Origin of the sequence: Winogradskyella sp. SYSU M77433, from assembly GCF_029911945.1 — a bacterium.
Classification (GTDB): Bacteria; Bacteroidota; Bacteroidia; order Flavobacteriales; family Flavobacteriaceae; genus Winogradskyella.
The window spans coordinates 561,807-576,172 of record NZ_JARYTG010000002.1 but is presented as its reverse complement, the minus strand read 5'-3'; the positions used below and the strand labels follow the sequence as shown (position 1 = coordinate 576,172).

Genomic DNA, 14,366 nt, shown 5'->3' with positions numbered 1-14,366 from the left:
TTCAAAAATACACAATATATAAGGGATTTAGAAAAAAAATGTACATTTACAAAAAGCACTTTTTATATGAATTTTAAGCCAATACTTTTAGTATGCTTAGTTGTTCTTTTTAGTAAGAATCTTACGAGCTATGCTCAAAGTGAAACTCATAAATCCACAGAAATGACCTCAAAATTAGTTCGCCCTCCCTATCTAAAATCTGGTGATACCGTTGCTATTGTAGCTCCATCGGGAATTTTAAAAAACAGAGAACGCGAAGTTAATCAGGCTGTAGACTTGCTTAAAAGTTGGGGTTTACATGCTGTAGTTGGTAAACATGTGTTTAGTAAAGCCGATCATTTTGCAGGAACTGATGAACAACGTTGTGAAGATTTGCAAAGTGCTATGGACGACCCAAAAATTAGTGCCATCTGGTGCGCAAGAGGTGGTTATGGGACGGTTAGAATTCTTGATAAACTAGATTATACTAAATTTAGAAAAAATCCAAAATGGGTTGTAGGTTATAGCGATATAACGGCTTTGCATAATCAACTTCATAACGAAGGTTTTGAATCTTTGCATGCCTTAATGTGTGTGAGTTTAACTCAGGATTTATCTGAAGTTCAAACTTCTATAGATACATTTAAGGCAGCACTTTTTGGAAATCCGACTGATTATGTGCTTCAAGGGTCTAAATACAATAGAGAAGGTGAAGCTGAAGGAGAGTTAGTTGGTGGAAATTTAACAATGCTACACACCATGTTGGGTTCTGATACGAGTTTAGATACATCTGGAAAAATATTATTTATTGAAGAAATAGGTGAGTACAAATATCATATTGATAGAATGCTGCAGAGTCTAAAACGCGCTGGTTATTTTGATAACTGTAAAGGTGTTATTGTTGGTGATATGTCTAAGCTGAGAAAAAACACAACCCTTTGGGGAACTTCTATAGAGCAATTAATCTTGGATGCTTTAGCTGATTATGATTTTCCTGTAGCATTTAATATGCCAGCTGGACATGAAGATGATAACAGAGCTTTAGTTTTGGGGAGAACTATTAAACTAAAAGTTTCAAAAGAAAAAAGCTTAGTAAGCTTTAACTAAAAACAAAACACTAAACACTACCTTGGCACAGCACAACGAACTTGGTAAAAAAGGCGAGCAACTAGCTGTAGATTTTCTATTGAAAAACAGCTATGAAATCCTTGAGCGTAATTACCGTTTTGATAAAGCCGAAGTTGATATTATTGCCCAAAAAGATGATATTCTTGCTATAATTGAGGTTAAAACCAGAAGTTCGATAGATTTTGGAAATCCTCAAGACTTTGTAAAGCCAAAACAGATTAAAAACTTGGTTAAAGCAGTAGATGAATATATTACTGAAAATGATCTAGATGTTGAAGCTAGGTTTGATATTGTAGCTATTGTAAAAGAAAATAGTAAGTTTCAGATTGAGCATCTTGAGAATGCTTTTTATCACTTTTAGACAAATAAGTGAGTTGCCACGATAAAAAGACAATAGAATGCTATATTTAGAATCATATCTTTTGTCTTCAGTTTTCTAAAACGCTTGAATTCTATTTTTAGAATATCAATACATAAAATAGATCCAATTCCTATAACACTCAGAAATAAAAACCAGTAAAGTGATTCAGGATAAGGTAAAGTTACTTTTGTAACAAAGAAAAGAATTAACAAGCTTCCAGCTATTAAAAGGCGTTTTTCGTCTTTGTCATTAAGCTTATTTCTTAATGTAATATCCTTTAATTTTACGATAATTAAAGTACAGATAATTGATAAAACTATAATAGTGTAGGTCATAATATCAGTTCCAATCTAGTAATTTAAGAAGGCTTAAAAAGGTGATTATCTGTAAAAATTCATTTCATCAATGTATTGCCATACATTCTCAGGCAACATTGGTCTTACATTTTTACCAGCCTTAATTTCCTGTCTTATAAACGTCGAAGATAGCTCCATTATTGGCGCAGATATGTTAAAAATTTTTGAATTATTATTGAACTCTGTGTTAATGTTTCCTTCGGAAATTCTAGGGTAAACGTAAATGTTGTGATTCTGAAGTATTTGCTCGTAATTTTTCCATTTGTGAAAACTTTTGAGGTTATCCTCTCCCATAATCAATGCAAATTCATAATCCGGGAATTTCTCAAAAAGATAGGTTAATGTATCTATGGTATAGTTAGGCTGTTTCAAACCAAACTCAATATCGCTAGGTCTCAGTTTATCGTAATCTTTTGTGGCTAGATAAACCATTTCCAATCTTTGATAGTTATCTAACATGCTACTTTTTTTCTTGAAAGGACTTTGTGGAGTTACAACAAACCACACCTGATCTAGATCACTATGTTCAGCCAAGTGATTAGCAATTGTTAAGTGCCCAATATGTATTGGGTTGAACGTGCCGAAGTATAAACCTATTTTCATAATGTTTTGTCTAGGAGACAGATTGATACTTATTTTTTGATAAAATCCGAAACTAATTGATACGCATTTTCTAAAGCTTCTTCTAAATTAGAGTTTACCACAATTTCATCAAATTGAGGAGCAGTAGCTAGTTCGGCTGGAGCTTTAGCAACACGCATACTGATCTTTTCATGACTTTCTTCGCCACGTTCTTTAAGTCGTCTCACTAACTCATTTAAATCTGGTGGTTTTACAAAAATAGCAAGCGTTTGTTCAGGGAATTTTCGTTTTATTCTTAGTCCACCAGAAACATCAATATCAAAAATAACGTGTTTACCTTTTGCCCAAATACGTTCGACTTCAGATTTTAATGTACCATAAAAATTATCTCTGTAAACTTCTTCCCATTCCAAAAATTCATCTTTTTTAATTTTATCCTTAAACTCTTTCAAGGATAAATAGTAATAATCTTTGCCATGTACCTCATTACCTCTAGCTTCTCTAGAGGTTGCCGAAATAGAAAATTCTAAATTAAGTTCTGGTTGCTTAAGTAAATGACGTACAATTGTCGTTTTACCAGAACCTGACGGAGCAGAGAATACAATAAGTTTACCTTGCTGTTTTTGTTCAGACATTAGTATTGATATTTACAGGGCGTTTAACAATTGTTCTTTAATTTTCTCGAGCTCATCTTTCATCTGCACAACAAGTTTTTGCATCGGAGCAAAATTAGATTTAGAGCCTATAGTGTTGATTTCTCTACCGATTTCTTGTGATATAAAACCAAGCTTTTTTCCGTTGGAATCTTCAGAATTGAGCGCTTTTATAAAATAATCTAAGTGATTATCTAAACGCACTTTTTCTTCGGTGATGTCAAACTTTTCGATGTAGTAAACCAGCTCTTGTTCAAAACGGTTTTCATCAACTTTTTCTTTAATGTCGGAAATACCTTTTTCAAGTCGTGCTCTTACACCTTCAATACGTTGTGGATCCATTTCAATAACGCTATCTAAAAGCGATTTTAGAGTAGAAATTCTATCTGTAAAATCTTGTTTAAGAATTTCACCTTCATCTTTTCTGTACGCAACTATTTTAGAAATAGCATCATTAATCCCATTCTCTATAAGTGTCCATTCTTCTTCATCAATATCATCACGCTCTGTAGTTACCGCATCTGGTAAACGTATGGCCATTTTCAATAGTTCGGTGTCATCACCATCCACAACATCTTTTAGTTGTTTGATGTATTCTTTTACAACAGTTTTGTTGATTTTAGAGCTCGTATCTTCACCAGTAATTTCTACAAATAGAGAAAAATCTACTTTACCTCTAACGAGATGTTGAGCAATAAGTTTTCTTATGTCTAATTCTTTAGCACGATACATTGAAGGCATACGTGCATTAACATCTAAACTTTTACTGTTAAGTGATTTTAACTCTATAGAGATTTTTTTTGTTGGGAGTTGTAAAACGGTTTTCCCATAACCAGTCATGGATTGAATCATTGCAAATGATGATTTTAAAGTTGCGCAAAGTTACAAAATTGAATGGTTCTACCGTTGTGTTAATCTTTTAAGAACTATTATGCGTGCATAATTTACTTTTTTAACTTTGCGTTCTTAACCAAAACAGATACGATGTACAAAAAACAGTTTGAAATACGTTGGAGCGATGTTGATGCTAATGGGCATTTAGCAAACTCAGCCTACACCAATTTTATGAGCCATGCAAGGATGTCTTTTTTTGCTGAGCAAGGGTTCTCAATGCCAGATATTATGAAGCATAATATTGGTCCGGTAGTATTTTATGAACACATGTTTTATTTTAAGGAATCCTTTATAGGAACACCAATTACCGTAACAATAGAAGTATCTGGATTGAGTGAAGATGGAATGCTATTTATGTTTGAACATAATTTTTATAACCATAAAGGCGAAAATTTAGCCTATTGTGAAATGCAAGGTGGTTGGATAGATCTTAAAGCAAGAAAACTTACTAGCTTACCAGAAGTTTTTCTGGATTTAGCACATAAGTTTCCTAAGTCAGAAAATTATAAAACGCTAACAAAAGACGATACAAGAAAGCATGGTGTACGTGCAAAGCCTATGAAGTAATAAAAAACTTTTTTAGGTTTTAATTGTGTATTTTTTGTTTGGCAGCCTCTACGGTTTTTTTAGAGTTTCCTATAAATATTGAGTCGTCAACTATGATAACAGGACGTTTCAAAAACGTGTAGTGTTCTAAAATATAAGATTTGTAATCTTCTTCAGATAATGACTTTTCTTTAAGATTTAGTTCTTTGTAGAGTCTGGCACGTTTACTGAAAAGGCTTTCATAACTATCAGTAAGTTGTCTCATATCTTCAATTTGAGTTTTAGTGATAGCATCAGCCTTTATATCCTGAAATTCAAAATCACTAGGCAAATTCAATTCATTAATAATGCGCTTACAAGTGTCACAAGTACTTAGATGATAAATTTTTTTCATGTCAGGAATCTATATAATTTTGAAACTACAAAGTAACCGTATTTAAAAGGAAAATTAATTACTTTTAGAAAAAATTAAGGATATGGATATTGCATTCGAGGTAACGCTAAAAGGTAGACAGCTTCTAGAAAACATATTGAACAACCACTCTTTAGAAGAATTAAATAAAGTGCCTGATGGCTTTAAAAACAATATTATCTGGAACATAGCTCACGTTATTGTAACACAGCAATTATTGGTTTATAAATTATCTGGTTTACCTATGATGGTCTCTGATGGCATGGTAAATGCTTATAGAAAAGGGACTAAGACAGAAGGTGATGTTTCGAGAGAAGAGGTAAATGTTATCAGAGGTTTGTTGTTTTCTACTATTGAAAAAACTAAAGAAGATTATGCTAATAAAAAGTTCAAAGATTATAGCGTTTATACAACTTCGACGAATTCTACGCTAAGCTCGGTTGAAGAGGCAACACAATTCAATATTTTTCATGAAGGCACTCATTTAGGTTATATTTTAGCACTCAGAAAATCCCTGTAAACACATGGAATATTACTCAATAGCCACAATTTTAATAGTATTATCAGCAATTTTTGGTTATCTCAATGTTCGTTTTTTAAAATTACCCATCACTATTGGTTTAATGGTGATTACTATTTTATTTACAGTGGTTTTGGTTGGTATCGCTCAATTTGATGATACGTTATTAACACAAGAGCGCGATTTTATTTCCAAAATAGATTTTGAAACCGTTTTGCTAGATATAATGCTAAGCTTCTTGCTTTTTGCCGGAGCTTTGCATACTAATTTTGATCAACTTAAAGTACAACGAGGCCCAATTTTAGCGTTTGCTACCTTAGGTGTTTTAGTGTCTACTTTTTTAGTTGGTATAGCGTCTTATTATATTATTCAAGTTGTTGGACTCAATGTAGATTTTATCTATTGTTTATTGTTTGGAGCACTCATTTCTCCGACAGACCCAATTGCGGTTTTGGGAATTTTGAAAAAAGCAGGAGCTCCAAAAAAGTTGGAAACGAAGATTGTTGGGGAATCTCTGTTTAATGATGGAGTAGGTGTGGTAGTGTTTTTAACCATATTCGCTATTGCTGCAAAACCAGATGCTGCTATAGAAGTATCTGACATTCTTACTTTATTTGGACAAGAAGTTATAGGTGGAATTGTTTTAGGGTTGCTATTAGGTTGGGTGACTTATAAGTTGATGAAATCTATAGATAATTACGAAATTGAAGTGATTCTAACTTTAGCAGCTGTAATGGGTGGTACAATGTTGGCACATCAATTTCATTTGTCAGCACCTTTAGCTATGGTAACTGCTGGGCTTATGGTTGGTAATGATACCGTTAGAAATTCAGCAATGTCTGAAACTACTGAAACTTATGTAGATAAGTTTTGGGAACTTGTAGATGTACTGTTGAATACTATTCTTTTTGTTATGATTGGTATGGAAATGCTTCTGCTAACGCTTGAAGGAAAGTATATTTATGCCGGACTTATAGCAATACCAGTAATATTACTTTGTAGATATATTTCACTTTGGTTACCTGTGAAATTCTTCTCTAAGAAGCTTGATTTTGTACCTAAAACAACTTTGATTATGACTTGGGGTGGATTAAGAGGAGGAATCTCTATTGCCCTAGCGTTGAGTTTAACTTCAGAAATGCATAGAGAACTTTTCCTAGTAATAACCTATATCGTTGTTGTGGTTTCTATTGTTGGCCAAGGCTTATCTGTTGAACCAATAATTAAAAAGTTAACAAAGAAAATAGCCTAGTGGAGTTTTAAATAAGGCTCAGCATCCTCAAAAGGAATAACAAACTCTGTGTAGCCTTGATCGTATGAGGCAACCTCGTATACGTTATAAAGTAGTACTATGCCGTCTTCACTATAGCCTATATTTTCTGGTAATTGAAATGGTTTTCCAAAGAAGAAATCTTCCATTTTGAGATCTTTATCCTGGGTTTCCATTGATTTCATAAAGTATTCTTTTGCTAATGTTTCAAACTCATTAATATTTTTAAGAATATCATTTCTGCTCAAAATACTTCCTGTTTTAGCATCTAAATTCAAGAATCTTATTTTGTCATTTCCATGTGCACCTCCTTTAAATTCATAAGTGCTAATTGCTATGGTTATGACATCTTGAGATTGATAGCTCTTTTCAGTTTCAATATTGAGCACCCAAACCGGTTCCGTAGCATCAGGAAACTCTTTTTTAAATGTTAGATATTCATTATTAAATCCTTCTAAGGTACTTTTTAGATCACTATTACCTTCTGAAGTACTCAATGTACTAATAATCGATTTTTCTATGTTCGAATTGATGTTTTCTCCAATATCATTATTGCCTGTAGCTTTATCAAACATTACAGTAATATCAGCTTCAAAAGTTTTGTCAATAGAAGAGGTTTCAAAGTTGATAGGTTTAATCTCTTCATCACAAGAGTAAAAAACAGACAAAAAAAGTAGTATATAGAATATGCGTTTCACGTATTGAAAGGTTTTGTTAAACATTCAATAAAGGTATTGTTTAGATTTAAATAGAACGAATTATCCTGTAAATTTGTTGCACTTTAATAAAGAAAATTGTGTCTCAAATACGATGTGTTTATAGGGACTTTAAATAAGAATACTCGTTATGAAATTCAATACAAAAACAATACACGGAGGGCAACAGCACGATCCTGCATATGGTTCTGTAATGCCACCAATATACCAGACATCAACTTACGCGCAATCAACTCCTGGTGGACATAAAGGTTATGAATATTCCAGAACGCATAATCCAACCCGAAATGCCTTAGAGAATGCATTTGCAAGTTTAGAAAACGGAAATTTTGGTTTAGCCTTTGGGTCTGGTTTGGCAGCAATAGATGCAGTTTTAAAATTATTAAAACCAGGTGATGAGGTTGTTTCTACTAGTGATTTGTATGGTGGAACATATCGTTTATTTACTAAAATATATGAGGAATTTGGTATTAAATTTCATTTTATTAGCATGAATAATACCGATAAAATTGAAGAATATATAACACCAGATACAAAGCTTATTTGGATAGAAACACCAACCAATCCTATGATGAATATTATTGATATTGTTTCTGTTTCTAAAATTGCAAAAAAGCACAATTTGCTTTTGGTAGTAGATAACACTTTTGCTACACCATATTTACAGCAGCCTTTAGATTTAGGAGCGGATATTGTTATGCATTCTGCAACTAAATATCTTGGTGGCCATAGCGATGTCGTTATGGGAGCTTTAGTAGTTAAGGATAAAGAGTTGGCAGACCGATTATATTTTATTCAAAATGCTAGTGGAGCTATTTGTGGACCACAAGATTCATTTTTGGTTTTAAGAGGTATAAAAACATTGCACGTTCGTATGCAGCGTCATTGTGAAAACGGAAAGGCAGTAGCTGAGTATTTAGCTAAGCATCCAAAAATTGAAAATGTATATTGGCCAGGATTGAAAAGCCATTCAAATCATGAGATAGCTAAATCTCAAATGAAGGATTTTGGAGGTATGGTATCTTTTACCACCAAAGGAAATAACTACGAAGAAGCAATCAAAATTGTTGAAAATCTTAAAGTTTTCACATTGGCAGAATCACTTGGTGGTGTAGAATCTTTGGCTGGTCATCCAGCAAGTATGACTCATGCGAGCATTCCTAAAGAAGAACGAGAAAAAACGGGTGTGGTAGATTCGTTAATTAGGTTGAGCGTTGGAATAGAAGACGAAGAAGATTTAATTGAAGATTTAAGACAAGCCATAGGTTAATCACAAACCAACTTAAATAAAAAAGACCAAGTTTAATACTTGGTCTTTTTTTATGTTGTATCATTTTAATCTAAATAGTAGATATATCCAAAGTTTAGCCACACTAACCAATCGTTAGCTTTGTTTGAAGGTAATTGGTGGTTGAGTCCATCAGTCCAATCAGAAAAGAAATACTGAAATCTCAAATCAATCATCAAATCAGACAGTATAGAAAGCTTGTATCGAGTACCTACGCTACCCACAATAGACCACGTTGTATCACTTTGATCACTAACAGAACCAGGTTCCCATGCGGAATAAAAGTTGTTAGGATCTTCAATGTTTCCAACATCATTAGGATTCATGGGATCAGAACTTACATAAGATGTGTATACTTTAGGGCTGTATGAAACATAATGAGCACCCAAACTTAAAAAGGGGGCAAATGAATAAAGACCTGAAGAAAAAGCTCTAAGGCTAGTTGGGAAATATTCTAATTGCATACCAACATCCCAATTTTGAGCTTCGCCAGTATGACTTCTTAGTTTATTAGCTTCTTCAGAATTACCGTCAGCCCATTCTCCGAGATGTTCAAGTTTTGTCTTATTCCAAGAAACTTCACTTCTTAGTTTAAAATGATCGTTGAAGTATTTTTTTGTAGTATAACAATTACAATCAGCTCTATAAGCGAAGTTTATGTAATGTACAATTCCAATTCCGAAGCCAGAATTTCCGGCGTTGGTTTCTAAGTCAGAGCGAACACCAAAATCTGATTGGTATGCTACAGGTCCTGCAATGACCCCAATTTCATGAGAAATTCCAAGCTGAGAGAAACTCATTTGCATTGATAAACACAATACAATTGGGGCAATTAATTTCTTAATGTTTATTACCATTGAATTCTAAAAATTGAAATCTTACCGAGCAAATATATAAAAACTCGACGAAATACAAAATAAAACGGATAAAATGCATTTTTTGTTATTTTTTCAAGAATCAAGATATGTAAATTAACTAAAATATTTTTTGAGAATATAAAAAAAATAAGTGGATATTTTTACAGATAATGTATCTTTGCACCGCATAAATCACAATTTGTTAACAATAACATATATGAAAGATAAAATAGAAGCTTTTTTAGAGCTTGTTGAGCAACGTAATGGTCACGAACCAGAATTCTTACAAGCTGTAAGAGAGGTTGCAGAAACTGTAATTCCATACATTGTGGATCAAGATATTTATCATGGTAAAAACATTTTATTACGAATGGTTGAGCCAGAACGATTAATTTCTTTTAGAGTTTGTTGGGTTGATGATTCAGGTGAAATCCAGGTGAATAGAGGTTATAGAATTCAAATGAATTCTGCAATTGGGCCATACAAAGGAGGTCTTAGATTTCACCCAACCGTAAATGCAAGTATCCTTAAATTCTTAGCTTTTGAACAGGTTTTCAAAAACTCATTGACAACATTACCAATGGGTGGTGGTAAAGGAGGTTCTGATTTTGATCCAAAAGGAAAATCAGATAACGAAATAATGCGTTTCTGTCATGCTTTTATGAGTGAATTATTCAGACATATTGGCCCAAATACAGATGTACCTGCAGGTGATATAGGTGTTGGTAGTAGAGAGATAGGTTTTATGTTTGGAATGTATAAAAAACTCAGAAACGAATTTACAGGTGTTTTAACTGGTAAAGGACAATCTTGGGGTGGATCACTAATCAGACCTGAAGCTACTGGATATGGTAATGTGTACTTCGCTGAAAACATGTTGAAAACCAAGAATGATTCTTTTAAAGGTAAAAAAGTTGTAATATCAGGTTCTGGTAATGTGGCACAATACGCTGCTGAAAAAGCACTAGAGTTAGGAGCAACAGTTTTAACCTTATCAGATTCTGGTGGATATATCTTAGATGAAGAAGGTATCGATACAGAAAAGCTAAAGTTTGTAATGAACTTGAAAAACGTTAAGAGAGGTAGAATTAGTGAGTATGTAGAAAAATATCCTAACGCTAAATATGTAGAAGGAGGAAGACCTTGGTCTGTAAAATGTGATATTGCTTTACCATGCGCAACTCAAAATGAACTCGATGGGGATGAAGCTAAGCAACTAATAGAAAATGGTTGTATGTGCGTTTCAGAAGGTGCTAATATGCCTTCAACACCAGAGGCGATACATGAGTTCCAAAATGCTAAGATATTGTTTGCACCAGGTAAGGCATCTAATGCTGGTGGTGTAGCAACTTCTGGTTTAGAAATGAGTCAGAACTCTTTACGTCTTAGTTGGACAAGAAGTGAAGTAGATGATAGATTAAAAGAGATTATGAAAAACATTCACGATTCCTGTGTGGAATACGGTAAGAATGAAGACGGTTCTATAGATTACATTAAAGGAGCAAATATAGCTGGCTTTGTAAAAGTTGCCGATGCTATGTTAGCACAAGGTGTAGTTTAAGAAAGCTAATACTATAAACAACCGAAAGCTTCTGGGATTTTCTCAGAAGCTTTTTTTGTTACATTATATATTATAAAGACTGTATTACCGTTACTATTAATATATTTGACAAAAGAATTTTATTTTGATGAACAAATCGGTTGTACAAACTATCATATTTGTTTTTGCGTTTTTATCAGTTGGATATTGTCAAGACTATTCTGCACTTTGGCAAGGTCATTTTTCGTATAATAATATAGTTGATATCACAAGAGGTGAAGAGAAAATTTTTGCTGCTGCTGAAAATGCTGTTTTTGAGTATGATATCTTTTCGCAAGAGGTTAAAACCATCACAACTATAGAAGGATTATCGGGTGGTCAAATAACAACTATTTATTACAGTGAAACATATCAAGATTTAATTATTGGGTACGAAACAGGCTTAATAGAAATCTATTCTGAAACAGATCAGTCTGTATTATCAGTAGTAGATATATTAGAAAAGCAAAATATTACACCTGCTAATAAAGGAATTAATGATTTTTATGAGCACGAAGGTTTACTGTATATTTCAACTGATTATGGTGTTTCCATTTATAATTTAGAAAATTTAGAGTTTGGTGACACTTATTTTTTAGGAAACGGAGGTGCACAGATTCAAGTTAATCAAGTAGCAATATTGAATAATGAAATATTTGTTGCTTGTTATGATAATAATGGACTAAAGAAAGCAGAATTAAGTAACCCTAATCTTATTGATTTCCAACAATGGCAGACTTATTTGTCAGGGAATTTCCGAACGGTAAATACTTTTAATAATTTCATATATGCCGTAAGATCAAATAGAGATCTTTTTGAGATTACTAATACAAATTTCACCCAATTGTTTGCTTTGGATGTGTTGCCTTTAGACAGTCAAGTTTCTAGCACAGGATTAATTTTTTCATCAGCAAATAAAGTAGATTTTTACAACGAAAATATACAACTTGTAAATAGTTTGATACCTAATGAAGATTATGATACAAGTTTTACTTCTGCAATTGCAATAAATGATATTGTTTTCGTTGGGACTTCAGATTTTGGGGTATTAAGGACTAGTCTATCAGATGGTAGTTTATATACAAGTATAAAACCAAGTGGACCTTCTGAAAATAATATCTTCAAGATTGATGCTACAACAAACACAGTTTGGGTTACCTATGGAGCTTATAATGAAGCATTAAATCCTTATCCCTTAAATTCAAAAGGTATTAGTTATTTGCGTGATGATCTGTGGGAAAATATACCATTTGACAATGTTTTAGGAACAAGGGAATTAAATACCATAACCCCAAATATTTTTGATCCTAATCAGGTTTTTATAAGTTCTTATTTTGATGGCATGCTGGTTATAGAAAATTTTGAACCTACAATTCAATTAAATGAGACCAATAGTGATCTTGAGTCCTTATCACTTCCAGAAGACCCAAACTATGTTGATGTCAGAATCTCCGCAAGCGAATTTGACACCGAAGGAAGACTATGGGTTTTAAATAGTAGAGTTGATGAAGCTTTAAAGCGTTATGATCCTATTACCGGAAACTGGCAAGGTTATAGTTTTTCTGATATAATTGATAACCCTATGCAAGATGAAACAGGTTTTTTTGATTTAGCTATTGGTAATGAAGGAACAAAATGGATTGGTTCATATTCTAATGGTTTGCTAGCTTATAATGAAGGCATATCTTCAAGTCCTTTGAGAAATATCAATTCTGAAGCACAAAATGTGCCTCCTTTTTCTAGGTTTCAGGCTTTAGCACTAGACAATAGAAATCAATTGTGGATTGGAATGACGACAGGCTTAAGGGTGTTGTACAATACATCAGGTTTTTACGATGACCTCAATCCAAGCCTCAGTCAAATAATAATTTTAGAAGATGGTATAGCAAAAGAATTGTTGGAAGGACAAGCGATTACAGATATTGAGGTTGATGGCTCTAACAATAAATGGGTCGGTACAGCTGATGGAGGTGTGTTTTACTTTTCTCCAGATGGACAAGAGACTATTTACCAATTTACAACAGATAACTCACCTTTACCATCAAATACGATTAATGATATATCATTAGATACTGATAATGGTATTGTTTATATAGCAACAACCAGAGGACTTCTTTCATTTAGTTCAGGAGGATCTAGACCAGAAGACACATTAGATAATGCCTTTGCATATCCTAATCCTGTGAGACCAGAATATGATGTCTTGGGATATAACGACCTTAATGATATTACAAAAGGAGTAAAGATTAGCGGATTAACTGAAAATGTAAACATAAAAATTACCGATATTGAAGGTAATTTGGTTGCTGAAGCACAAACTAATATCAATCTTAGGTCATCCAGCGCTAATTATAATTTTGCCATAGATGGTGGTACAGCTGTTTGGAATGGTAAGAATTTAGGAAACTCTATCGTTAGAACGGGAGTGTACCTTATTTTAATTTCAGATTTAGATTCTTTTGAAACCAAAGTTCTTAAAGTACTTATAGTTAGATAAAACATGCTCAGTAAAAATAACAGCATTGTTCTTTCCAAAATAAAATATAGAGATTACGATCTTATTGTAAAGTGTTACACGGAGCAAAGAGGTATAGTCAGCTATATTTTAAGAGGAGTTCTAAAATCCAAAAAGGGTCAGACAAAGACAGTTTATTTTCAACCTTTATCACAATTACAAATAGAGGAGAGTTATAAGCCTAATCAATCTTTGCATAGCATTAGAGAAGTAAAGTTAAACTATGTTTATAAATCGCTTCATTCTAACATATATAAGAGTTCAATTGTTTTGTTTTTATCTGAAATCCTTTCTAATGTATTGAAAGAGGAAGAAAAAAATGAAGACTTATTCAATTATATAGAAACAGCACTTCAATATTTAGATAGTGAAGATCAATTTTCTAACTTTCACCTATTATTTCTTTTAAAATTAACAAGATATCTTGGTTTTCAACCTGAAAATTCAGAATTGGATTTCCCTTTTTTTAATTTAGAGACTGGTGTTTTTGAAAATGCAAATAGTGGAATTTACTCTATTTCAGGCGAAAATTTAACATTGCTAAAACGGCTCTTGGGCATAAATTTTGATGCGTTAAATACCATAAAAATCAATGGAAAGCAGCGTCAAGAGTTTTTAAATATGCTATTGTATTATTTCGAACTACATTTAGGGGGTTTTAAAAAACCGAAGTCGTTGCAAGTACTTAATGAGGTGTTTCATTGAGAAAC

Annotated in this window: 16 protein-coding genes; 9 read left to right on the top strand and 7 right to left on the bottom strand. The window is 32.9% G+C overall.

Going from position 1 to position 14,366, the window contains the following annotated elements:
• The first annotated feature begins 162 nt into the window (after positions 1–162).
• Positions 163–1,086: an LD-carboxypeptidase gene (locus tag QGM60_RS05890; RefSeq protein WP_281139339.1), complete on the top strand. Its 924-nt coding sequence runs from the start codon at positions 163–165 to the stop codon at positions 1,084–1,086.
• A gap of 22 nt (positions 1,087–1,108) precedes the next feature.
• On the top strand, positions 1,109–1,468 hold the full coding sequence (locus QGM60_RS05885) for a YraN family protein (RefSeq protein ID WP_281139297.1): 360 nt from the start codon (positions 1,109–1,111) through the stop codon (positions 1,466–1,468).
• On the opposite strand, the gene QGM60_RS05880 is transcribed toward QGM60_RS05885, so the two are convergent.
• From QGM60_RS05880 to QGM60_RS05865, 4 genes are read right to left on the bottom strand one after another with little or no spacing between them, the layout of a single operon-like run.
• Positions 1,465–1,803, bottom strand: coding sequence for a hypothetical protein (locus QGM60_RS05880; RefSeq protein WP_281139296.1), 339 nt, complete (start codon positions 1,801–1,803; stop codon positions 1,465–1,467). The two genes, QGM60_RS05885 and QGM60_RS05880, sit on opposite strands and share 4 nt — an antisense overlap.
• Positions 1,804–1,848: 45 nt before the next feature.
• Positions 1,849–2,427, bottom strand: coding sequence for a nicotinate (nicotinamide) nucleotide adenylyltransferase (gene nadD / locus QGM60_RS05875; RefSeq protein WP_281139295.1), 579 nt, complete (start codon positions 2,425–2,427; stop codon positions 1,849–1,851).
• Between the two features lie 29 nt (positions 2,428–2,456).
• Entirely contained in the window at positions 2,457–3,041 is a 585-nt protein-coding gene (gene gmk, locus QGM60_RS05870) for a guanylate kinase (RefSeq protein WP_281139294.1), read from the bottom strand.
• 12 nt (positions 3,042–3,053) lie between these two features.
• Complete coding sequence (locus QGM60_RS05865; protein ID WP_281139293.1) at positions 3,054–3,911, bottom strand: YicC/YloC family endoribonuclease; 858 nt, start codon at positions 3,909–3,911, stop codon at positions 3,054–3,056.
• Between the two features lie 132 nt (positions 3,912–4,043).
• Here QGM60_RS05865 and QGM60_RS05860 point away from each other — a divergent pair, with 132 nt between their 5' ends.
• A complete protein-coding gene (locus QGM60_RS05860; RefSeq protein WP_281139292.1) occupies positions 4,044–4,520 on the top strand; it encodes an acyl-CoA thioesterase in 477 nt (158 codons plus the stop codon).
• 19 nt (positions 4,521–4,539) lie between these two features.
• Here the strand turns inward: QGM60_RS05860 and QGM60_RS05855 are convergent, their stop codons facing one another.
• Entirely contained in the window at positions 4,540–4,893 is a 354-nt protein-coding gene (locus QGM60_RS05855; RefSeq protein ID WP_281139291.1) for an ArsC/Spx/MgsR family protein, read from the bottom strand.
• Between the two features lie 82 nt (positions 4,894–4,975).
• Here QGM60_RS05855 and QGM60_RS05850 point away from each other — a divergent pair, with 82 nt between their 5' ends.
• Together QGM60_RS05850 and QGM60_RS05845 are read left to right on the top strand one after the other, a co-directional pair.
• A complete protein-coding gene (locus tag QGM60_RS05850; RefSeq protein ID WP_281139290.1) occupies positions 4,976–5,431 on the top strand; it encodes a DinB family protein in 456 nt (151 codons plus the stop codon).
• Between the two features lie 4 nt (positions 5,432–5,435).
• On the top strand, positions 5,436–6,683 hold the full coding sequence (locus QGM60_RS05845; RefSeq protein WP_281139289.1) for a sodium:proton antiporter: 1,248 nt from the start codon (positions 5,436–5,438) through the stop codon (positions 6,681–6,683).
• Here QGM60_RS05845 and QGM60_RS05840 read toward each other — a convergent pair.
• On the bottom strand, positions 6,680–7,399 hold the full coding sequence (locus QGM60_RS05840) for a DUF3298 and DUF4163 domain-containing protein (protein WP_281139288.1): 720 nt from the start codon (positions 7,397–7,399) through the stop codon (positions 6,680–6,682). The two genes, QGM60_RS05845 and QGM60_RS05840, sit on opposite strands and share 4 nt — an antisense overlap.
• Positions 7,400–7,547: 148 nt before the next feature.
• Between QGM60_RS05840 and QGM60_RS05835 the strand changes: the two genes are divergently transcribed.
• On the top strand, positions 7,548–8,687 hold the full coding sequence (locus QGM60_RS05835) for a cystathionine gamma-synthase (RefSeq protein WP_281139287.1): 1,140 nt from the start codon (positions 7,548–7,550) through the stop codon (positions 8,685–8,687).
• A 65-nt stretch (positions 8,688–8,752) separates the two neighbouring features.
• On the opposite strand, the gene QGM60_RS05830 is transcribed toward QGM60_RS05835, so the two are convergent.
• Positions 8,753–9,511 carry a glutamate dehydrogenase gene (locus tag QGM60_RS05830; protein ID WP_281139338.1) on the bottom strand — a complete coding sequence of 253 codons (759 nt, stop codon included), beginning with the start codon at positions 9,509–9,511 and terminating at the stop codon, positions 8,753–8,755.
• 268 nt (positions 9,512–9,779) lie between these two features.
• On the opposite strand from QGM60_RS05830, the gene gdhA reads away from it, so the two are divergent.
• From gdhA to recO, 3 genes are all read left to right on the top strand, one after another.
• Positions 9,780–11,123 (top strand): NADP-specific glutamate dehydrogenase, encoded by a 1,344-nt coding sequence (gdhA, locus tag QGM60_RS05825; protein ID WP_281139286.1) that lies wholly within the window; start codon positions 9,780–9,782, stop codon positions 11,121–11,123.
• Positions 11,124–11,250: 127 nt separating this feature from the next.
• Positions 11,251–13,638: an ABC transporter substrate-binding protein gene (locus tag QGM60_RS05820; protein WP_281139285.1), complete on the top strand. Its 2,388-nt coding sequence runs from the start codon at positions 11,251–11,253 to the stop codon at positions 13,636–13,638.
• A gap of 3 nt (positions 13,639–13,641) precedes the next feature.
• Positions 13,642–14,361 carry a DNA repair protein RecO gene (recO, locus tag QGM60_RS05815; RefSeq protein ID WP_281139284.1) on the top strand — a complete coding sequence of 240 codons (720 nt, stop codon included), beginning with the start codon at positions 13,642–13,644 and terminating at the stop codon, positions 14,359–14,361.
• Positions 14,362–14,366: the final 5 nt, after the last annotated feature.